Annotated in this window: 18 protein-coding genes; 10 read left to right on the forward strand and 8 right to left on the reverse strand. The window is 63.8% G+C overall.

Translation table 11 applies throughout. The features are described from left to right. Positions 1-7 precede the first annotated feature (7 nt). Together M3330_RS15735 and M3330_RS15740 are read right to left on the reverse strand one after the other, a co-directional pair. Positions 8-2,368 (reverse strand): cytochrome P450/oxidoreductase, encoded by a 2,361-nt coding sequence (locus tag M3330_RS15735; protein WP_024101963.1) that lies wholly within the window; start codon positions 2,366-2,368, stop codon positions 8-10. Positions 2,369-2,542: 174 nt separating this feature from the next. Beyond that, positions 2,543-3,223: an IclR family transcriptional regulator gene (locus M3330_RS15740; protein ID WP_024101962.1), complete on the reverse strand. Its 681-nt coding sequence runs from the start codon at positions 3,221-3,223 to the stop codon at positions 2,543-2,545. Between the two features lie 514 nt (positions 3,224-3,737). Between M3330_RS15740 and M3330_RS15745 the strand changes: the two genes are divergently transcribed. The 3 genes from M3330_RS15745 (at position 3,738) to M3330_RS15755 (ending at position 7,041) form a co-directional block, all read left to right on the forward strand. Then, positions 3,738-5,267: a sugar transferase gene (locus M3330_RS15745; RefSeq protein ID WP_024101961.1), complete on the forward strand. Its 1,530-nt coding sequence runs from the start codon at positions 3,738-3,740 to the stop codon at positions 5,265-5,267. Between the two features lie 171 nt (positions 5,268-5,438). Further along, positions 5,439-6,497, forward strand: a complete 1,059-nt coding sequence (locus M3330_RS15750; protein WP_255025386.1) for an MBL fold metallo-hydrolase — start codon at positions 5,439-5,441, stop codon at positions 6,495-6,497. Between the two features lie 106 nt (positions 6,498-6,603). Then, positions 6,604-7,041, forward strand: coding sequence for an SRPBCC family protein (locus M3330_RS15755; protein ID WP_024101959.1), 438 nt, complete (start codon positions 6,604-6,606; stop codon positions 7,039-7,041). Here the strand turns inward: M3330_RS15755 and M3330_RS15760 are convergent. Further along, positions 7,032-8,150, reverse strand: coding sequence for a cell wall metabolism sensor histidine kinase WalK (locus tag M3330_RS15760; RefSeq protein WP_024101958.1), 1,119 nt, complete (start codon positions 8,148-8,150; stop codon positions 7,032-7,034). The genes M3330_RS15755 and M3330_RS15760 overlap by 10 nt on opposite strands. Then, positions 8,147-8,833: a response regulator transcription factor gene (locus M3330_RS15765; protein WP_024101957.1), complete on the reverse strand. Its 687-nt coding sequence runs from the start codon at positions 8,831-8,833 to the stop codon at positions 8,147-8,149. Before M3330_RS15765 ends, M3330_RS15760 begins: the two co-directional genes overlap by 4 nt. Positions 8,834-9,023: 190 nt before the next feature. Here M3330_RS15765 and M3330_RS15770 point away from each other — a divergent pair, with 190 nt between their 5' ends. The 4 genes from M3330_RS15770 (at position 9,024) to M3330_RS15785 (ending at position 14,959) form a co-directional block, all read left to right on the forward strand. Beyond that, positions 9,024-9,683 (forward strand): DUF305 domain-containing protein, encoded by a 660-nt coding sequence (locus M3330_RS15770; RefSeq protein ID WP_024101956.1) that lies wholly within the window; start codon positions 9,024-9,026, stop codon positions 9,681-9,683. A 48-nt stretch (positions 9,684-9,731) separates the two neighbouring features. Then, positions 9,732-11,798 (forward strand): heavy metal translocating P-type ATPase, encoded by a 2,067-nt coding sequence (locus M3330_RS15775; protein ID WP_024101955.1) that lies wholly within the window; start codon positions 9,732-9,734, stop codon positions 11,796-11,798. Positions 11,799-12,066: 268 nt separating this feature from the next. Next, a complete protein-coding gene (locus M3330_RS15780; RefSeq protein WP_024101954.1) occupies positions 12,067-13,506 on the forward strand; it encodes a sugar transferase in 1,440 nt (479 codons plus the stop codon). A 532-nt stretch (positions 13,507-14,038) separates the two neighbouring features. Further along, on the forward strand, positions 14,039-14,959 hold the full coding sequence (locus tag M3330_RS15785; protein WP_024101952.1) for an SDR family oxidoreductase: 921 nt from the start codon (positions 14,039-14,041) through the stop codon (positions 14,957-14,959). A gap of 70 nt (positions 14,960-15,029) precedes the next feature. Here M3330_RS15785 and M3330_RS15790 read toward each other — a convergent pair whose 3' ends face one another. Both M3330_RS15790 and M3330_RS15795 read right to left on the reverse strand, forming a co-directional pair. Then, entirely contained in the window at positions 15,030-15,410 is a 381-nt protein-coding gene (locus M3330_RS15790; RefSeq protein WP_024101951.1) for a hypothetical protein, read from the reverse strand. A gap of 270 nt (positions 15,411-15,680) precedes the next feature. Then, complete coding sequence (locus M3330_RS15795) at positions 15,681-16,484, reverse strand: aspartate dehydrogenase domain-containing protein (RefSeq protein WP_242411658.1); 804 nt, start codon at positions 16,482-16,484, stop codon at positions 15,681-15,683. Positions 16,485-17,209: 725 nt separating this feature from the next. On the opposite strand from M3330_RS15795, the gene M3330_RS15800 reads away from it, so the two are divergent. Then, complete coding sequence (locus M3330_RS15800) at positions 17,210-17,503, forward strand: transposase (protein WP_006898371.1); 294 nt, start codon at positions 17,210-17,212, stop codon at positions 17,501-17,503. Next, positions 17,500-18,384 (forward strand): IS3 family transposase, encoded by an 885-nt coding sequence (locus tag M3330_RS15805; RefSeq protein ID WP_204650704.1) that lies wholly within the window; start codon positions 17,500-17,502, stop codon positions 18,382-18,384. The genes M3330_RS15800 and M3330_RS15805 overlap by 4 nt, the downstream gene beginning before the upstream one ends. Here the strand turns inward: M3330_RS15805 and M3330_RS15810 are convergent. Continuing rightward, on the reverse strand, positions 18,356-18,814 hold the full coding sequence (locus M3330_RS15810) for a helix-turn-helix domain-containing protein (protein WP_255025396.1): 459 nt from the start codon (positions 18,812-18,814) through the stop codon (positions 18,356-18,358). The two genes, M3330_RS15805 and M3330_RS15810, sit on opposite strands and share 29 nt — an antisense overlap. 230 nt (positions 18,815-19,044) lie before the next feature. Between M3330_RS15810 and M3330_RS15815 the strand changes: the two genes are divergently transcribed. After that, positions 19,045-19,458 carry a hypothetical protein gene (locus M3330_RS15815; RefSeq protein WP_255025397.1) on the forward strand — a complete coding sequence of 138 codons (414 nt, stop codon included), beginning with the start codon at positions 19,045-19,047 and terminating at the stop codon, positions 19,456-19,458. A gap of 162 nt (positions 19,459-19,620) precedes the next feature. Here the strand turns inward: M3330_RS15815 and M3330_RS15820 are convergent, their stop codons facing one another. After that, complete coding sequence (locus M3330_RS15820; RefSeq protein ID WP_080678590.1) at positions 19,621-20,586, reverse strand: UTP--glucose-1-phosphate uridylyltransferase; 966 nt, start codon at positions 20,584-20,586, stop codon at positions 19,621-19,623. Between the last annotated feature and the right edge of the window lie 262 nt (positions 20,587-20,848).

The raw sequence follows: 20,848 nt of genomic DNA on the forward strand, positions 1-20,848 counted from the left end.
TGCTGTGTCACAGCTGGAGGGTCAGCTTGTCGCCGCATGCGCGGGAGCAGCAGGTCATCATGGTTTTTCCGGCTGCGCGCTCGGCCTTGGTGAGGACCAGGTCGCGGTGGTCGACCTCGCCGTCGAGGACAGGTACCTCGCATGCGCCGCAGATGCCTTCCTCACAATCGCTCTGGGCGTCGATGTTGGCGGCTCGAAGTGCCTGGAGCACTGTCTGATCGGCAGCGACCGGGACGGTGATGCCGGAATCCTTCAGCACCACCTCGAAGCCGTGCTCCTTGGACGGATCGAGTTCTTCGAGCGTGGAGGAGAAGTGTTCGACGTGCAGGGTGTCGTCGGGCCAATGTGCGGTGGCCTCGCCGAGTGCGGAGAGCAGACGCTCGGGACCGCACGAGTACACCTGCGTGCCCTCTTCCGGTTCGGCGAAGAGAGCGGAAAGGTCCATGCGGGTGCCTTCGTCGCCGGGATAGAGCCGGACCCGATCGCCGTGGTCGCGTGCGAGACGGTCGAGAAATGCCATCGAGGTGCGTGAGCGTCCGGCGTAAAGGATCTCGTAATCGCCTCCGGCGGCCTTGACCTGATCGGCCATCGCGATCACCGGGGTGATGCCGATGCCACCGGCGACGAAGACATACCGTTTCGCGTCGGGGTCGAGCTTGAAGTGGTTGCGGGGACCCCGCACCCGAAGCGTGTCGCCGACAGAAAGTTCGGTGTGGATCCACCGGGACCCACCCCGGCTCTCCTGATCGTGGAGAACGGCCACCTGGAACGTGTTGCGATCGTTCGGGTCACCGCACAGTGAGTACTGTCGCGACACTGCACTGCAGTCGACGTCGATATGCGACCCGGCGGACCATTTCGGCAGCGGCCGCCCGCTCGTGTCGCGCAGGGTGATCAGCAGGGTGTCGTCGGCAACGCGTTCCAGCCCGGAGACGGCCATGGTGCGAGCGATCGTGTTCTTCGACGGTTCGCCGATCTTGACCGGCTGCTGAAGGGACAGCAATTCCGGATCGGCTCGTTCGGGGTTGCGTGTCGGATCCCAGCGAACCCACACATGATCGGGTCCGCGGAACGAGGTGTTGGGCAGATAGGTGAATTCCTGATCCGGGACCAGCTCCATGTGTGGCAGGCGTCGGGTCAGTTCTTCGAGGAAGATCTGGATCTCCATGCGTGCGAGGTTTTTTCCCATGCACTGGTGGCTGCCGTACCCGAAGGTGAGATGGTCGCTGGCGTTGTCGCGCCGGATGTCGAAGTCGTCGGCCTGGTCGAAGTGGCGTTCGTCGTGGTTCGCGGACGAGTTGACGATCAGCAGTTTTGCCCCGGCAGGAATGGCGACACCGTTGATCGTGGTGTCCGCGGTGACGAGACGCCGCCACGCTGCTACCGATCCGGAATGACGCAGGCATTCTTCGACCGCGTTGGGGATCAGGCTCGGGTCGGCGCAGATCTCTTCCCACACGTCGCGATGTTCGAGCAACAGCCGCAAGGCATTCGCAGAGGCGTTGGCGGTCGTCTCGTGCGCGGCGACGATGCCGGCCATCATCATCGAGTGCAGGTAGGAGTCGGTGACGACGTCCGGCTGTTCCTGCTGAACGCGGATGCCGAAAGGCATCCAGCCGTGCCCGTGGGGATCCTTGCGCATCTTGTCGAGAACGGTGCCCGCGAACTGCCAGAACTTACCAACGGCATCGGCGACGGCGACCTGCTGCTCGGGAGCCGGACGTCCCCACGTGTTGACGGTGTGTGCGATCGAGTACTCGCGCAGGGTGTCCATGTCCTCCTCGGGCACGCCGAGGAAGTGCAGGGCGACGGTGAGCGGAACCTCCCAGAGCATCTCGTCGACGAGGTCGACGTGACCGGCATCGATGAAACGATCGACGTATTCGCGGGTCAGTCGGCGCACCATCGGCTCGTGGTGGGCGAGCGCGGCGGGAGTGAAGGGCTCCATCAGCGCTCGCCGTCGCGGCATGTGCGCCGGTTCGTCCTCGTTGACGAGAGTGCGGTTCATGGCATAGCCGTATCGGGCCAGAACAGCGTTCGCCTCGTCGGAGGTCGGGGTGATCTTCTCGAGAGCGATCGAAGGCGAGAAGAGTTCGTTGTCGCGGAAGACGGCTTTGACGTCTTCGTAGCGCGTGACCACCCAGTACCCGAGTTCGGGGCTGTAGAAGACGGGCTCTTCGTCACGCGACCAACGCAGAGATGCGGCGGGGTCCACCTGGTACGGCCCGGTGAAGGGATCGAACGATGCGGCGCGCGGGGAGACGGGGCAGCCGGTAGGGGAGGTGACGGCGGTGTGGTCGATGGGGCAGCGGCTCTCCGCGGCGGGTTGCGGGGTGTCGAGGACGGTGCCGATCGACTGACTCGTCATGATGCTCTCCATCTGCGAACTGCGAATTTACTTTTAATGAACACATGTGTTCGTTGAACGCACATTCAGACGGTAACGGTGGTCACACTCGGCGTCAATGCCGGGGTTGGATCTCTGTGCTGAGGGCAAAAAAAGGACGCCCTCAGCGGGCGTCCTCGAGCGCGGCTGTACTGGTCAGGTATCGAGCAGGCTGTTGATCCGTGCGGCGGTCGCCACAACGGCGGTTGCCGCAGTGTCGGTATCGAGACCTTCGATCGCGACGACGCCGACGCTCGCCTCGAATCCCATGCCCTCATGGTCGACGGGAGAGCGCACGCCGGCTGCCACGCCGACAGCGCCGTGTTCGAGTTCGCCGGCGGTGATGCTGAAGCCGTCCTTGCGTGCGCGTCGGATCGCGTCGGTGTCGGACTCCGATGCGGGGCGACCGGCAAGGATGGCGATACCAGCCGCGCCCTTGGACACGGGATGTCTGGTGCCGACTCGGTAGCCCACTCGGAGGATGCCCGAATCGGGTTCGGCCACCGCGATCACTACGCACTCGTCGCCCTCGAGGGTCGACAGGAAAGCAGTGGCCGATGTCTGCTGAGCCAGGTCTCGCAGGAGCGGTTGCGTCACCTCGCGCAAGCGGGGACGGAAGCGCGAACCGAGTAGTGCGGCTCCCACCGCCAATCTGATCCGGCCGTCGTGCATTCGGGCTACGAGCGAGTGTGCTTCGAGAGTCGCGACGATTCGATAGCCGATGGCCCGAGCGACCTCCAGCTCGGCCGAGAGTTCCGCGATCGAGATTCCCCCTGGTCGCTGCGACACGATGTCCAGCGCGCGTAGACCGCGATCAAGGGTCTGGAGGGTGCTCAACAGTTCTCCTCGGGGCTCTCGCTAGCGATACCGAAGCCTATCCCGACCACATCTCCGGCTATCGGCATGGCGGTCGGGTTGCGCGGGCCGCGTGGTGTCCTCACCACCCGGCAGGGGGCGCTTGATGTTTCGGAAACTCGAAGTAACACTATTCGGCGCCCGGCCTTCTTCGATCTCGGGAAATCGATCGGGTCCCGGGTTGGAAAGAACGTCACATAAACGTGATTATCATCACTTACCGTATTCCCACCGTTCGGACTACGCCCAGGTAGATGCACTCGAAGACCAAGGGATTCAACCGAACACACGACACGATCCCATGACCGGCTACCGAACAGGGTCTGGATTTCCCGGCTGATCTGCGACAAGACTTCGATTCACACGTAACGCTCAGTTATTTCTCAGGGATAGTTCGGGTAACGCTCGCTCGAGTCCGGTTCCAGCGCCGGGGCCGGATTCGTCGGGAAATAGTTTTGTCTCGGGGAGGAGACACATTCATGGGGAGGACTGCGGGATGACGACGGTCGATGATCGAGGGCTCGACCCGTCCGACGCTCCGCGGCGCGCACCTGACCGTGCGCCCGCGGACGCGTCGCCCGGCACCGGTGTCAACCGGTGGAAGTGGCAGAACGTGTACGTGAAGAGGCTGTGCCTCACGGACGCGATCACCGTGGTCCTCTCCGTGATCCTGGCGCAGACCGTCCGCTTCGGCTACGAGGATCTACTCCGCGCCGGAGGTGGCGGTCAGCTCGATTACACGGTGGTATCTGCCGTCCTCATCGTGGCCTGGCTGGGCGCGCTGAGCGTCTTCCGTACGCGGTCGCGTCGCGTGATCGGTGCCGGCTACGACGAGTATCAGCGGGTCATTTCGGCGACGCTCGCCGTGTTCGGCGCCATCGCCATCATCGCGCTCATCACCAACGAGCAGATCGCGCGCGGATTCCTTGCCATTGCGTTGCCGGTCGGCCTCGCCGGCTTGCTGCTCACTCGGTGGGTGTGGCGGAAGGTGATCGCGCGCAAGCGTGCTCGGGGCGACTTCCAGACGTCGGTACTCGTTGTGGGCGGTGCCCGGGCGGTGCGGCACATGACCCGCACCTTCTCCCGTCAGGACGGGGAAGGCTATTGCGTTGTCGGTGTCTGCGTGCCCCGCTATTCGGGTGCGCCCGGTGACGTGATCGATGTCGACGGCCGGGAGATCACCGTCTACGGCGACGAACACTCCGTCGTCGAAGCGCTCGAGCTGTCGGGGGCGGACACGGTGGTGGTCACTGCCACCGAAACCTTGGGCAGCGAGGGGTTGCACGATCTGGTCTGGCAGCTCGAGCCGCTCGACACCGACCTGGTGGTCGCCACGGGTGTGGTGGATGTGGCCGGTCCGCGTATCGAGATGCGTCCGGTGGCCGGTCTGCCGCTGATCCACGTGGAAAAGCCCAGCTATCACGGGGCGAAGCGCTCGGGGAAGCGGATCTTCGATCTCGTCTTCGCCGGTGCGGCGCTGGTGGCCCTGGCTCCGGTGTTCGCGGTCGTCGCGCTGCTGATCAAGCTCGAGGATCGGGGTCCGGTCTTCTACAAGGCGGAGCGCATCGGTATCGACGGCACGCCGTTCGGGATGATCAAGTTCCGGTCGATGGTGACCAATGCCGACAAGATGGTCGACACCTTGCTGGCGCAGAACGAGGGCGCCGGCCCGCTGTTCAAGATGAAGAACGACCCGCGGGTCACCCGTATCGGCAAGGTGATGCGGCGGTTCAGCATCGACGAGTTGCCGCAGTTCCTCAACGTTATTCGCGGGGAGATGAGTGTGGTGGGTCCGCGTCCGCCGTTGCGGCGTGAGGTCGAAGCCTACGACGGTCGGGTCAAGCGCCGGCTGCTGGTGCGCCCGGGCGTGACGGGTCTGTGGCAGGTCTCGGGCCGCTCGGATCTGTCCTGGGACGAGTCCGTGCGACTGGACCTGTCGTATGTGGAGAACTGGTCGATGGTGAGTGATGTGCTGATCATCGGCAAGACCGTCAAAGCCGTGCTCGCCAGCGACGGTGCCTACTGACACAAGCTCGAAAAAGAACGGCCTCGGGGTTTCGACTCCGGGGCCGTTCTCGATCTCCGACACCCAACCGTGATTTGACTTTCCGCTGTGATGACCCGCACAGTATGTACGCACAGCGTTCGTGACGTACGCAGTGCGTACGAATTTCGATTCCTTCGGAAGGAACCTCCGGTGTCACGACGCTCATTCGAATTCGGCCGACTCCGCACTGCGGCAATAGTGGGGTCGGGTGTGCTTGCGCTCGTCCTCGCAGGCTGCAGCACCGGAGAATCCGCTGCTCAGGAGACTGTGCAGGAAACGGCGGCGTCGGACGGCTCTGCCTCGGACTCCGCCCACCCCGCGGCCGACGCCCCTGCCGAGGGCGAAATGCGCGTGACGCTGCTCGGCACGGGCAGCCCGGTGCCGAGCACCGAGCGTTACGGCATGTCCACGCTGGTCCAGGCCAACGGCCTGAACCTCGTCTTCGATGCGGGACGCGGAGCCACGGTGCGCCTGACGCAGGCCGGCGTTCCGGTCGGTCAGGTCGATGCCGTCTTCCTCACCCACTTCCATTCCGACCACATCAACGGTCTGTCCGACCTCTGGATGAGCAGCTACGTCCCGGCACTCGGTGGGCGCGAGGGCGCCTTCCAGCTCTACGGACCCGTCGGCGTCCGGAACATCGGCGACGGAATGCAGAGCACCTACCGCAACGACATCGACGTGCGCGTCGCGGACAAGGAAGTCGATCCCGCGACCACGCCGATCGAATCGCACGAGTTCGCAGAAGACGGCGTCGTCTTCGACCAGGACGGCGTCACCGTCACGATGTTCACCGTGGAGCACGATCCGGTCGGTGCGATCCAGCCGGCGGTCGGCTATCGCGTCGACTATGCGGGCAAGTCGGTGCTCCTCAGCGGCGACACCGTTCCCACCGAGAACGTCCTGAAGTTCGGTGAAGGCGTCGACGTGCTGGTGCACGAGGTCGCCGACTTCGAGGATCCGTCGGCGCTCCCCAGCGTGTACGCGCATCACACGAACCCGCAGCAGGCAGGCGACATCTTCGAGCAGACCCAGCCGAAGATGGCGGTCTACAGCCACATCGTCAACGGCATCCCCGGCCGCGTCCCCGGCATCTCCGATGAGATGCTCGTCGAACGCACCCGCGAGAACTACGACGGCCCGCTGACCGTCGGCACCGACCTGATGACCTTCCTCATCACCGGCGATGAGGTGCGCGTCGACAGCTGATCGACAGCACGGACCGAACCCCGCCGGCACCGCCGGTGGGGTTTCGCCGTGCGGTATCCGGGGTCATCTGGTCGATGTACCGCGTTTCCGACGAGGAGGATCCGACATGGCGGCCAGCGTCTCCGACCGTTTCGACATCGACGCCACACCCGAGCAGGTGATGCGCGCCCTCGAGGATGTCGAGCGCATCCCCGAGTGGTCGTCGGCCCACAAGAGCGTCGAGGTGCTCACCCGGGACGACGACGGCCGGCCGCTCCGGATCCGCATGACCCTGTCGCTGCTCGGCTTCTCCGACACCCAGACGATCGAGCATTCGTGGACGGAGAGTTCGACGTCGTGGACGCTTGTCGAGAGTGGGATGCAGCGCAGCCAGGACGGGGAGTACGCCCTCGAACAGATTACGCGCGGCACCCGGGTGCACGTCACCATGTCGCTCGAACCGAAGGTTCCGGTTCCCGGCTTCGTGCTGAAGCGCGGGCAGAAGCATGCGGTCGAAGCGGTCCGGAAGGGGCTGACCGAGTTCGTCCTGTCCAATTACGCCTGACTCGCCGTCGGCAGTTCCAGAGTGAACCGGGCTCCGCAGCCCGGTCCCTCACTGTGCGCGTGGATGCGACCATCGTGGGCTTCGACGAGTGCCCGCGCGATCGTCAGGCCGATGCCGCTGCCGCCGTGATTCCGGTCGCGGGCGGTGTCCGCGCGGTAGAACCGGTCGAAGAGGTGGTCGAGGTGATCGGGCGCGATGCCGGCGCCCGTGTCGGTCACGGTGATCTCCGTTCGGCCGCGGCCCAGGATGCGAGTGGCGACGGTGACGTTTCCTCCTGCCGGTGTGTGCCGTAGGGCGTTGTCCAGCAGGTTCGCCAGCACCTGTCCGAGCCGGTCGGGATCGACCGTCACCGGCGCAGATTCGACGACCTCGGCCTGCAACGTCACGCCTTTGCCGTCGTACTGCTCGCGCACCGCGTCGACCGCCGTGGCGACGAGGGTGCCGGTGGTAGTGGGCACCCGATGGATGCGGGTGAGGTGCTCTTCCGCCCGGGAGACCGCGGTGATGTCCTGTGCCAGGCGGTTCAGCCGGTGGGTGGCGGCTCGCAGAATCTGCCGGGTGTCGTCGTCGAGAGTGCGGACGCCGTCCTCGAGTGCTTCCAGATAGGAGTCGAGTGTGGCGATGGGTGTGCGCATTTCGTGCCCGAGGTCGGCAAGCATTCTGCGCCTTGTGGTTTCGGTGGCTTCGAGGCGTCGTGCCAGCTCGTTGAAACTGGTTGCCAGTTCGTCGAATTCGTGGCCGAGGTCGGGGCTGGGGACGCGGGTGTCGTAGCGACCTCCGGCGATCTGCGCGGTGGAGGTGGTCACCGTGTCGAGCGAACGCTGGATACGACGCGCGATGTACCAACTGACCGCCGAGGCCAACAGCACTGCGATCGCGACCGCCAGACCCCACGCGAGGACGATGGCCCAGGTGAAGGCTTCTTCGACGTGGGCGGCCTGGCTCGAATCGTGATCGATGCCCGCCTGTCCGAGATGGTCGTGGAAGATCCCGGGGGCGAGAGCGGACGCGACCAGCCATGCGCTGACGGCACATCCGACGACGACGGCGACGAGCGCGAGGAACAGGCGGGTGCCGAAACTCGTCGCGCTGGGGGAGTGGGACGTCATCGCCCTGTTCCCATCCGGTAGCCGACGCCGCGGACGGTGCGCACGAAACGTCCCTGGTTCGCGTCGTCGCCGAGTTTGCGGCGCAGATGGCCGATGTGCACGTCCACGAGGTGTTCGTCGCCCACCCAGTTCTGCCCCCAGACGGCCGCGATGAGCTGAGCACGGGTGAACACGACTCCCGGGTCCTGCGCCAGGGCAGCGAGGACGTCGAACTCGGTGCGGGTAAGTGCGACCGGCGTGCCGCGCACGGCGACCTCCCGTCCGTCGACGTCGAGGGACAGCTCCCCGAACGTCCGCGCCTCCCGCCTCGCGGACGCTACGACCCGCGCGGTGGTCCGGGGACGACGCAGCATCGCTTGGATGCGGGCCATGAGTTCGCGCGGGCTGAACGGCTTCGTCAGGTAGTCGTCTGCCCCGACGGACAGACCGATCAGGGTGTCGACTTCCTCGGTGCGCGCGGTGAGCATCACGACGTACGCGTCGGAGAAGGTTCGCAGCTGCCGGCACACCTCGACACCGTCGAGTCCGGGTAGACCGAGGTCGAGCACCAGGATGTCGGGGTCGACCTGCCGCGCGAGGGTCACGGCCTCGGATCCGTCGCCGGTGACCGTCACGTCGAAGCCGTCGCGTTCGAGATACGAACCCACCAGCTTCGCCAACGACCCCTCGTCCTCGACGACCATGGCTCGCATCCGGGCGGTCGAGCTCGGGACGGGTGCGGATCCGCCGGAAGGTCCCGTCACACGGGCAGAAGAAGGCATGGGATCCATCATCGTCACCCGCAGAGGTGCTGACGATGCGCCCGCAGATCTTGAGCAAATCTTCATGCGATCTCCATCGGATCCCGGGAGCACACCCGCGAGGGTGGACATCATGAACAAGAAGACTCTGGCTGCCGGTGCGATCGCGCTGGCGGTGACGTTCGCAGCGTCGGCGTGCAGTGATTCCGGTGGCGACGAAGCAACCACGGCGACCGCCACTTCGGTCCCGACATCCGCCGAGGCGAACTCCGCGCGGTTCGACCAGGACGATGTGATGTTCTCGCGCATGATGATCCCGCACCATGCGCAGGCCATCGAGATGAGCGACATGCTGCTGGCAAAGGACGGCATCCCGGAGCCGGTGAGGGCGCTGGCCGAGCAGATCAAGGCAGAGCAACAACCCGAGATCGAGCAGTTCGAGGCATGGCTCGAGGAATGGGGCATGTCCATGCACGGGGACGACGCTCCTGGAATGAACGGCCACATGTCCGGCATGCCACCTGTCTCGGACATGCCGGGTATGGACGACATGCCGCACATGGACGGGATGATGAGCGAGCAGGACATGCAGGCACTGTCCGACGCGCAGGGCGTCGACGCTGCCCGCCTGTTCCTGGAGCAGATGATCGTCCACCATGAGGGAGCGATCGAGATGGCGCAGGACGAGATCGAGGACGGGCAGTATCCCGAGACCGTCGAGCTGGCCCGCACCATCGCCGACACGCAGCAGAAGGAAATCGACACGATGCGTCAGTTGTTGACCACTCTGTAGCCGATCCGCGTCGTAGGTTCGTCCCGTCGGCCGAGTCAGGAGCTGTCGATGTCCCAGCAGGTGCACGAACACACGCACGAGCACGAGCACGCCGGTCACGATCGTCACGCGGGACACGGCGCCCACGGCGAGATGTTCCGGCGACGGTTCTGGGTCAGTCTGATCCTGTCGGTGCCGGTCGTGGTCTTCAGCCACATGGTTGCCGAGCTCTTCGGCTACCACCTCCCGGATGTTCCGGGTACCGAGTGGATCCCACCGGTGCTGGGCACCGTCATCTTCTTCTATGGCGGCGTGCCGTTCCTGACCGGAGGCTGGGCCGAACTGCGTTCCCGCCAACCGGGGATGATGCTGCTGATCGCGATGGCCATCACGGTGGCCTTCGTCGCGTCGTGGGCCACGACTCTCGAGGTCGGCGGTTTCGACCTGGACTTCTGGTGGGAACTGGCGCTGCTGATCGTCATCATGCTGCTCGGTCACTGGCTCGAGATGCGGGCGCTGGGTTCGGCGTCCGGTGCACTCGAAGCACTGGCCGCGATGTTGCCGGACACCGCAGAGAAGGTCACCGACGATGGTGTCGTCGAGGTGCCGTTGCACGAAGTGTCCCTCGACGATGTGGTGCTCGTGCGTGCCGGAGCGCGCGTGCCCGCCGACGGCACCGTCATCGACGGGACCGCCGAGGTCGACGAGTCGATGGTCACCGGTGAATCCAAGACCGTCACCCGCGACGTCGGCGACACGGTGGTCGCGGGCACCGTCGCCACCGACAGCGCGCTCCGGGTGCGGATCACGGCGGTGGGAGAGGACACCGCGTTGGCCGGCATTCAGCGCATGGTCGCCGATGCCCAGGCGTCCTCGTCCCGCGCGCAAGCGCTGGCGGATCGCGCCGCGGCCTTCCTCTTCTATTTCGCCGCAATCGCGGGTGCTCTCACCTTTGTCGTGTGGACGTTGCTCGGCAATCTCGACGAAGCCGTGGTGCGTACCGTGACCGTCCTGGTGATCGCCTGTCCCCATGCGCTGGGTCTGGCGATTCCGCTGGTGATCGCAATCTCGACCGAACGCGCGGCTCGCGCGGGTGTGCTCGTCAAGGATCGGTTGGCACTCGAACGCATGCGCACCGTCGACGCAGTGCTGTTCGACAAGACCGGCACCCTCACGCAGGGCAAGCATCAGGTCACCGGTGTCGTCGCGACGGCGGGAATCGACGAGGAACACCTACTCGCCCTGGCAGCTGCGGTCGAAGCCGACAGTGAGCACCCGGTCGCGCGAGCCATCGTGGCTGCCGCCGATGCCCGCGTCCCGTCGGCCGAGCGGATGGCGGTGACGGACTTCCGCTCGTTGCCCGGCCGCGGCGTGCGCGGACTGGTCGACGGTGTGGAGGTGACGATCGGCGGACCGTCCATGCTGTCGTCCCTGCAGTTGTCGGTGCCCGACGACGTCGCCGCAGTAACCGACGGATGGGTACGACGCGGTGCATCGGTGCTGCACGTTGCCTCCGACGGTCGGGTGCTCGGAGCCGTGGCGCTCGAGGACACCGTGCGCGACGAATCGCGGCAGGCCGTCGACGCCCTGCATGCGCGGGGCGTGAAGGTCGCGATGATCACCGGTGATGCCCAGCAGGTGGCCGACGCCGTGGCCGCCGATCTCGGCATCGACGAAGTGTTCGCGGAAGTGCTCCCGGAACACAAGGACGCGAAGGTCGCCGAATTGCAGAAGCGCGGGCACACCGTCGCAATGGTCGGCGACGGGGTCAACGACGCGCCTGCCCTCGCGCGAGCCGACGTCGGTATCGCGATCGGAGCGGGCACGGACGTCGCGATCGAGTCGGCCGGTGTCGTCCTCGCCGCGAACGATCCGCGAGCAGTGCTGTCGATCATCAAGCTCTCGCACGCGAGTTACCGCAAGATGTGGCAGAACCTGCTGTGGGCAACCGGATACAACGTCGTCGCCGTTCCGTTGGCGGCCGGTGTGCTGGCCTTCGCCGGTGTCGCGATCTCGCCGGCCCTCGCCGCGGTGCTGATGTCGGCGTCGACGATCGTCGTCGCGCTCAACGCGCAGACGCTCAGGCGCCTCGATCTCGACCCCGGGCACGCTACCGACGGACGAGTTTCCCGATAACTTCTCTTTTGTTGACGCGCGCGAGCGACACTTCTGTGAGACGATCTCAATCGCATAACGTATCGGAGTCGCTACGGAGGACGCGGCATCGATATACGGGGTTGTCGACGTCCGAGTGCAGGGAGGTGCTCGAGCGTCGAAGCGTCTCGGGGAGGAGACACACTATGAGGGTTCTTCCGTCATGACCACAGTTCGTCACACGAACGACGATGCTGCACATGACCTTTCGCTTATCGACACCAGTACCGGCGCTCCGGCCGGTGCTCGGATGTCCACCAGATGGGGATGGCAGAAGTCCTACGTCAACACTCTGTTCGTCACCGACGCTCTGGTCGTCGTGCTGGCTGTCACGCTCGCGCATGTGATGCGGTTCGGACAGGATTCGCTCGTCACCATGGACGGCGTCGGAACGCTGAGTTACACGCTGATCTCCGTTGCGTTCGGCGCGGCGTGGATCGCATTTCTTTCCCTGTTCCGTACCCGCTCGAGGCGGGTCATCGGCGCCGGCTTCGAGGAATATCAGCGCGTCGTTTCGGCGACGCTCAATCTTTTCGGTCTCGTTGCCATCGTGGCGCTCATCTTCCGGATGGAGCTTGCGCGCGGCTATCTCGCCATCGCTCTGCCCGTGGGTCTCGCGGGACTGCTGTTCTCCCGGTGGGTCTGGCGACGAGCTGTCGCACGTCGGCGCCGGAAGGGTGAGTTCACGACGTCGGTGCTGGTGGTGGGTGGCGCCCGCGCAGTTCGCCATATGGCCGGCACGTTCCAGCGCCGCAGTGGTGAGGGTTATCGCGTGGTGGGTGTGTGCGTGCCGCGGTATTCCGGTGTGCCGGGCGAGAGTATCGATGTGGACGGACGGAAGATCCCGATCCACGGCGACGAGAGCACCGTCGTCGAAGCGTTGCGTGCTTCGGGTGCTGACACCGTCGCGGTGACCGCCACCGAGACCCTCGGCCACGAAGGCATCCGCGACCTGCTGTGGCAGCTCGAACCCGAGCGCGCCGATCTGGTGGTGGCGACGGGCGTCGTCGATGTCGCCGGACCGCGCATCGAGATGCGCCCGGTGGCCGGGTTGCCACTGATCCATGTGGAGAAGCCGAGCTATCACGGTGCGAAGCGCAGCGGGAAGCGTCTGTTCGACCTCGCGTTTTCCCTCGCCGCGTTGCTGTGCCTGGCCCCGGTCTTTGCTGTCGTTGCGCTGTTGATCAAGCTCGAGGACGGCGGCCCGATCTTCTACAAGTCCGAGCGCATCGGTATCGACGGCACCCCGTTCGGAATGATCAAGTTCCGCTCGATGGTGCAGAACGCCGACAAGATGGTCGACAAGCTGCTCGATCAGAACGAGGGCGCCGGCCTGCTCTTCAAGATGAGAGAGGATCCGCGCGTCACTCGTGTCGGCCGGGTCCTGCGCCGGTTCAGCATCGACGAGCTGCCGCAGTTCATCAACGTTGTGCGCGGGGAGATGAGCGTGGTGGGTCCGCGTCCGCCGCTGCGTCGCGAGGTGGAGAGTTACGACGGCCGGGTCAAGCGTCGTCTGCTGGTACGCCCCGGCGTCACGGGCCTCTGGCAGGTCAGTGGCCGCTCGGACCTGTCGTGGGACGAGTCGGTGCGTCTGGATCTGTCGTATGTGGAGAACTGGTCCATGGTCTCCGACGTGCTGATCATCATGAAGACCGTGAAGGCGGTCGTCGCCAGCGAAGGCGCGTACTGACCTTCGATCGAGCGATTCTCGCCCCAAGATCAACTTCACGGTAGTGTCTCAGGCTGTCGCCGTCCCCTGCACGGTGACATCGAACCCCGCCGGAAGGTTACTCGCATGGCCTTCCGGCGGGGCTTCTGTTGTCTGTGGGCATACTTCCGCTGGTCCGGGGCAGGTCTATGCCTCAAGCGGCAGGGTGAATTCATCGGGTGATATCCGGCTCGTCAGGCTACGAAACACGAAGTTGGACCGTTGTCCAACTTGTGCAGTGGATTGTGTTCTTGCTCCTCGGTTGGGTTGTCGTGTCGATCGCCGTGGCCGTGATCTTCGGGCGAATCATTCGGGCTCGTGACCAGCGCGAGGTCCCGCCACCGTTTCCCGAAGACGGTGATACGCGATGGGAGGACGCCGGTTGAGCCGGTGATAGCTGCCTCGACGGTCTTCGGGCATCCGGCGGCGTTTGCGAGGCGGGTCTGGCGGGAAGCCGACTGTCAACGAGATCTGCACAGTTCGATGACTCCACCGATGTACAGGACGGTATTTCATGCCTGAGGAAGACGTACACACCACTAAGACCGATCAACTGAAGTTTCAGGATCCGACCACTCGCTACCCGTCCATCTCGCCTCCGAAGCAGGACCAGCCCGAGCCGGGCCTCGATGCCGACATGGTGCCCAAGGCCGACATCGGCGAGTTCTCGTATCGAGGCACGGGCCGGCTCGAAGGACGTAAGGCACTGATCACCGGTGGTGACTCGGGCATCGGTGCCGCCACGGCCATCGCCTTCGCGCGGGAGGGTGCCGACGTCGCGATCTCGTACCTGCCGGACGAGGAGCCCGACGCCAAGAACGTCGCTCGCATCATCAGCGAGAGCGGCCGTAAGGCCATCACGCTTCCCGGTGATCTGACGGATGCTTCGTTCTGCTCCGACGTCGTCGACCAGGCAGTCGAACAGCTCGGCGGACTGGACATCCTGGTCAACAACGCCGGCAAGCAGATTGCCGTCGAGGGATTGGACGACCTGCCCGACGATCAGCTCGAACAGACGTTCCAGGTGAACATCCTCGCGATGTTCCGCACCACGCGTGCTGCCTTGAAACACCTGCAGCCGGGTTCGACGATCATCAACACCACATCGATCGTGGCGTACCAGCCGTCGCCGGCGTTGATCGACTACTCGTCGACGAAGGCCGCGATCAACAACTTCACGAAGAACATGGCGACCCAGCTGGCGGAGAAGGGCATCCGCGTGAACGCGGTTGCGCCCGGACCGATCTGGACGCCATTGCAGCCCTCGGACGGTCAGCCGAAGGAAGAGCTGCCCGAGTTCGGGCAGAACACTCCGCTCGGACGGGCGGGGCAGCCGACCGAGTTGGCGCCCGCCTACGTGTTCTTGGCGTCGCCCGAATCGAGCTACGTGGTGGGGGCGACGATCCACGTCAACGGCGGTATGCCCTCGCCGTAGAACGAGCCGAAATCAACGAGTCGTGCGCGCCAGTGAATCTCCACTGGCGCGCACGACTCGTTCTGGAGTTTCAGACTGCGCTGGATACAGCGTGCCGGTAAGTGCTTCCCCGGGCTGTCGAGATCGGCACGACAGAAGCAACGTCGGCCGACGTTTCCGCCAGCGCTGCGAGGATCTGCTCGGGGCCGGCGGCGCATGTGCTTGCGCATGTGATCCCACGAGCACGGAGCTTCTGAAGAATGAGAGCTTCGACGGCGGTGCAGTAGCCGTCGAGGATGTCCTCGGTGAGGATCGCGTAGTCCACTTCGCCTTCGAAAGCGGTGGTGGTCTCGATGCCTGCGAGGTCGAGGCGCTCCTGCAACTCTGTCCACCGGTCGAGTGCGACAGCGTTTGAGGGAGTGCCGAGGAAAAGTACCCGTGCCGGTCGGTCCGAAAGCGATGATGTCGTCACAGGCTGCTCCAGGGTGCGAGTAGGTCAGGTGAAACCGAATTGCCACTCCCGGTAGGGAGTTACACCTTCACCTGTGAAATGTGTTGTTTCACACTGTGTACAGGACTCGTTCACCCTCCGCTACCCGGGCAACTATCAGGAAACACGAATGTGACAGAAGTGGTTACGATTCCGCCCAGGCGTTGGGGACTTTCGTCCCGAAATTCTGGTCCAAACACGCGAAAGCGACAATCTCCCTCGTTGAACGTTCGGGACCTCTCGGGTCGGCTACTACCTACGGGGAGGTCCGAGCGCGACCGCGCCGGGGCCGATCCCGAGCGGTAGCGCAGCGAGAACCTCGATCACCGACCAAGCAGTGATCGCAGACGTGCGTCCACTCGACGCCGGGTCGATCGCGTTCTCGAACGTCAACTTGTACCGGCCGAGCGGCGACTCCCACTCGACGACGTGCCGCGTGCTCGCAGCGGCGGGGTCGGCAATGACCACCACCTCGACCCGATCGAGTCCGAGCGTCGCGAGGGCGAGAGCCACCGACGAGTTCGAGGTTCGCGGAAAGGTCAGCGCAGCCTCTCGGGCAGATCCTCTGAAAACGGTGCGTTCTGCGTCCAGATGTTCTTCGATGCCGAGCGCGCCGGGTCGTTTGATCGTGGTGTGGGTCAGGCGTGCACCGCGGGTTCCCGCACGTGTCGCTGCGGCCAGAACATCGAAGCCGCCGATCGCGCCCGTCGGGAGCAATACACGTCCTGGTCCGGAGCCGAACGATTCCACATCGAAGCCGCGCTCGGCGAAGACGCCACACGAACAGACGATGATGTCCTTCCCGCGTTTCACCACCTCAGGTAGCAGCGTCCGAGCGGCGTCGACCGTGGCAGCTTCCACCACGATGTCGGCCGTGTCGAATGCGGCGGAGACCTCTTCAGGGCTGCTTCGTGAGTCCAACACGGCCGTGAGGCTTACGTCCGGCACCGAGCCGGCGTGCAGAGCGTCGATCACCGTCTGCCCGATCGCGCCGGCTCCGACTACGCACACTGCGATCGGACGATGTTCGATTTCCTCGGGTGCCAGTTGCCTCACGTCCTCCGCGGCATGCCGCCGCTCGTTTCCACGAAATACGGGCCCATGGTACCGAGAGAAGGAATCGGCGGTGCCTGATTCGCGACGTCGTCGTATCGCTCGCATTACCGTTCAAGGCTCGGAATGTGTTGCTAAGAGGGCAATTACGGCTTCAGTGCATTGCCGACAGCGGCAAGTGCGCTCATGCTGCCAAGAGCATCGTCTCCTGAGGTGAAGTGGGAATCCTGTGCGACGCCACTTGGCGGCATGGGCATCGCACTGCACGTCCGAGTTCGTCGTCGGGCAACCAGCCATATTCGTCGCATCGACCGCATCGTGGCGGGAGTTTCGGGCGGGGTGGTTGCAGCGACTGCCAGATCGGGATCCATGCTGCTGCGGAGCGAGCTGGGTCCCACGGTCGATGACGTTCGAGCGCGGCGCGGACAAGAGCATCTACGCCGTGAGTGCTGATCGATTGCTCGACGAGGGTGCACTTCGTCGGCGTCAGGGTGTCGAACCGTGCAGACAGGCCGGCCCGGCGGCACGCTGTGGCCAATCGGTCGATGGGAGAGGGCTGCTGCTCGCGTGTTGCATCGCGGGTCCGATTTGTCGGGTGGGGGAGTGCAGCAGGTTCATTTGTTGGTTCAAGGACGGTTCGGGTGACCTGGGTGTCACCTGGACCGTTCCCGCTCTGGTGGACACCCGGAGATGAGCGGTGAGTTCCCCCAAGATAGAGGGAGCGGATTATGGGATCTACTCGTCGGAGCTTCACTGCCGAGTACAAGGCCAACGCGGTAAGTTTGGTCATCGATGATGGCCGTGCGATCGCCGAAGTTGCACGCAGTATCGGCGTTCACGAGATGACGTTGGGGAAATGGGTGAAGAAGACTCGAGACGAGGGAAACGGTGAGTCTGACCGCCCGTTGAATGAGGACGAGCGGGCGGAACTCGAGCGCCTTCGCGAAGAAGTGAAGCACGCCCGGATGGAGGTGGAGTTCGCAAAAAAAGTAGCGACCTGGTTCGCGAAAGACCCGCGGTGAAATTCGCGGCTATCGCGGACTGGGCTGAATCCGATTCATATCCGGTCACGTTCATGTGTGCTCAACTCGGCGTATCGACTTCTGGCTACTACAAGTGGCGCGGCAAGTCGCGCTCAGCTCGAGACCTCCGAGACGACGAGTTAACAGCGCTGATCGAGTACCACTACGAGCACCTCAACGGCCGTCCCGGCGTTCGGCGCATGCGTGCGGAACTCGCCGCCGGCGGCCACCGGGTCTCGCACAAGCGGGTGTGGCGGCTCATGAAGGTCGCAGGTCTGGAAGGCCGCCACCCGAAGGCGTGGAAACGCACCACCGTCGCCGGAGACAGCCCCGTTGGGGCACCTGACCTCATCGGCCGCGACTTCACGGCGGCCGAGGCGAACACCAAATGGTGCGGCGATATTACTTACGTACGGACCTGGAACGGCTGGGCGTACCTGGCCACCGTCATCGATCTGCACTCCCGGATGGTCGTCGGATGGGCCGTGGCCGACCACATGCGAACCGAGCTGGTCACCGACGCACTGGACATGGCCATCGCTCGTCGTCGACCACCCGGAAAAGTCATATTCCACAGCGATCGCGGAACTCAATACACGTCCACCGACTTCGATAAGTACTGCACGAAAAACAATATCCGACGATCATTGGGGCGCACTGGCATTTGTTTCGACAACGCGGTCGCAGAATCATTCTTCGCGAGCTACAAGAAGGAACTCATTCACACGCGCCCGTGGCCCACTCTAAAAGCACTCAAAAAGAGCACATTCACCTGGATTGAGGAGTACTACAATAGGGCCCGACGACATTCCACACTGGGCTATTTGACACCAGCCGAGTTTGAACTAGGATTCAGAGACATATACGAACTCGCCGCTTAATTGCAGTGGCCACTTTAGCGGGAACACTCCAACCCCGCTCGGTTGTTCCTGTCACCCCGTGGCGCTTCGTCTTGGCACCTCGTTCAGAGCTGCGGGGTGACGACGTGTCACCCCGCTTCATCGACAGGTTGTACAGGACGGGCCGGCGGTCTTCGCGAGGGATTGTCGCCGCAATTCGGGCTTGATCGCCTTTGGAAATGAGGCCGAGAGCAACAAGCGCTTTCAAACAACGCTGCACCTGACGTTCACTGATGCGGGCGTACCCGGCGAGCTTCCGCACGGATGGATACGCATCCGCGCCATGCCGGGACGCATGATTGGCCAGGCCGAGCAGCACCACTGTCAACGCCGGCGCCGATGGCATGCCGGGAGGAGTTGGGGACGGAATGTCGGCGCGTTCGAGCGCCCAGGTGATCGCTTCGATGCTCACGATGTCACCTGCGCATGAGTATGCTGACGCATGTTCGACTCCTTCACAGTCGGACATCCGGCCCGTCGCGATGCCAGTCGCGGCGGGCCATCTGTTTTGAATTGTTCGCACACCCGTTCGGGTGTGGTTGATCATCTTGGCATTGGGACCGAGGGGGCGTCAACGGTCTCCGGTATGGACGACGCGTCTCAGGAAGGCGCAGATTGTCCCTCGTTCGGATGAAGATGTGAGTGATTCAAGAAAATGACGTAACGGAAGAATCGGACGCGGCGAAGATGCAGTGTCAGTGCATCTCCGATTGGGGTTCCATGAGTGAGCATCCATTGGTCGACCACACGGCCGATACGATCCAGTTCCAGCGCGTCGATGACGGTACGTTACGTCGCCACGCCCGTGCGTCTGTCGGGCCGGGGGTCGATGGTGCGGACCGGCTGCGATCGTCGGCCGGTCGTCCAGCTTCGAAGCGGGTCGTGTTCAAGGAGAGGAATGGCCCAAATTTGTGGCTTATCACCGCGATCGTCGCGTTGATGGCAGCAGTTGCGTTGTTTGTCGGAGGCGTGGCCGTGAATCACGCTCGTGATTCGACACCGACGTATCAGTCTGTCTACGTTCCGGAGAACGTACTGGGCGGATCGCAGAAGTAGCTACGCCAACGCCAAGCGTAGCGAGACCCGCCGGCAAAGGGAGGAGCCAGCGGGTCTCAGTTGCCGCCAATTCCCCGAGAGGGGAAGAGGCGTGTTGCGGGGAGGCAACACATTTGAGAGTTTAAACCAGAACCGGTGCCATGCGGCACATCGAGGTAGGACCTAAGTCCCATCGTTAGGACTTGACCGCATCTCGCTCAGTTTGGCGCCTGAGGTATCCAGATCCAGCCGCTCTTGAAGCCACTTCCGGAGTCCATCGCCGTATTCCTCGCTGTCAAGTGCCGCATCGACGGCTGCGCGGAGGTAGCCACCCGGGTTCCCTAGATCGTGGCGGGTGCCTCGATGTACGACGACGTGAACCGGATGCCCTTCTTCGATCAGAAGGGCGATTGCGTCGGTAAGCTGAAGCTCTCCGTCGGCACCGGGCTCGATGCGACTCAGTGCATCGAAGACCTCGCGGTCCAGGAGGTATCGGCCCGCGGCGGCCAACGTTGACGGAGCGTCGGCGAGTGCCGGCTTCTCTACCATTCCACGGACCCGCAGAACATCCGGATTCGCGGCATTAGGTACTTCCTCGACCTCGAACACGCCGTACGAACTCACCTGACTCTTCGGAACGTCGATAGCGCATAACACGCTTCCACCACGCTTGGCACGCACGCGAGCCATGGTTTGCAGGATGCCGCTCGGATGAACGACGTCGTCCGGTAGAAGAACTGCGACAGCGTCCTCGTTCGGTTCGAGCGCAGCTTCCGCGCAGCTGACCGCATGGCCCAAACCGAGCGGTTTCTCCTGGACCACCGACTCCACTGTTAACAGATTGGGCGCACGCCGCACCTTTTCAAGAAGTTCGATCTTGCCTTTCGATTGAAGGTGTGACTCGAGGTCAAAGTCGTCGACGAAGTGCGCTATGACGCCGTCTTTTCCAGGAGAGGTCACGATGAGAAGTCGTTGAGCTCCCGATTGGGCCGCTTCTGTCGCAACGAGTTCGATGCCTGGAGTGTCAACGACCGGCAGCAATTCCTTAGGTACTGTCTTGGTCGCAGGCAAGAAACGGGTCCCCATACCAGCAGCGGGCACGATCGCAGTACGGAACCCTTTAGGTGCCTTCAAGGCGCTTTCCACAATGAGTAGCCCTTCCTTTGAGTACTCAGCTGAGCTGAGCTTCCCGAATCGAGTACCTTTCAAACCTGATGAGGCTAGGGTTCGCTCATTTGTCATGTTGAGGGAGCAATTCTGAAGCCGGGCAACTGGATGGGAGAATGATAGCGCCGATTGCAAGTGATCGCGACTCGGGCTCCCATGTAACTGCAAAGGTCGTGTTGATTTCAAAAATCAGATTCTCTCAGGAGAATATAAGCGCAGTCGCTAACTTGAAATTTCGTAAGAA

This window comes from Rhodococcus sp. GA1 (assembly GCF_024321955.1).
GTDB classification, from domain to species: Bacteria; Actinomycetota; Actinomycetes; order Mycobacteriales; family Mycobacteriaceae; genus Rhodococcus; species Rhodococcus pyridinivorans.

What these genes read in the sequence shown, in the direction of transcription:
- M3330_RS15735 (WP_024101963.1), bottom strand. Translation starts at nt 2,368, where the DNA reads ATGACGAGTCAGTCGATCGGCACCGTCCTCGACACCCCGCAACCCGCC.
- M3330_RS15745 (WP_024101961.1), top strand. Translation starts at nt 3,738, where the DNA reads ATGACGACGGTCGATGATCGAGGGCTCGACCCGTCCGACGCTCCGCGG.
- M3330_RS15755 (WP_024101959.1), top strand. Translation starts at nt 6,604, where the DNA reads ATGGCGGCCAGCGTCTCCGACCGTTTCGACATCGACGCCACACCCGAG.
- M3330_RS15760 (WP_024101958.1), bottom strand. Translation starts at nt 8,150, where the DNA reads ATGACGTCCCACTCCCCCAGCGCGACGAGTTTCGGCACCCGCCTGTTC.
- M3330_RS15765 (WP_024101957.1), bottom strand. Translation starts at nt 8,833, where the DNA reads ATGGTCGTCGAGGACGAGGGGTCGTTGGCGAAGCTGGTGGGTTCGTAT.
- M3330_RS15770 (WP_024101956.1), top strand. Translation starts at nt 9,024, where the DNA reads ATGAACAAGAAGACTCTGGCTGCCGGTGCGATCGCGCTGGCGGTGACG.
- M3330_RS15775 (WP_024101955.1), top strand. Translation starts at nt 9,732, where the DNA reads ATGTCCCAGCAGGTGCACGAACACACGCACGAGCACGAGCACGCCGGT.
- M3330_RS15780 (WP_024101954.1), top strand. Translation starts at nt 12,067, where the DNA reads ATGTCCACCAGATGGGGATGGCAGAAGTCCTACGTCAACACTCTGTTC.
- M3330_RS15785 (WP_024101952.1), top strand. Translation starts at nt 14,039, where the DNA reads ATGCCTGAGGAAGACGTACACACCACTAAGACCGATCAACTGAAGTTT.
- M3330_RS15800 (WP_006898371.1), top strand. Translation starts at nt 17,210, where the DNA reads ATGGGATCTACTCGTCGGAGCTTCACTGCCGAGTACAAGGCCAACGCG.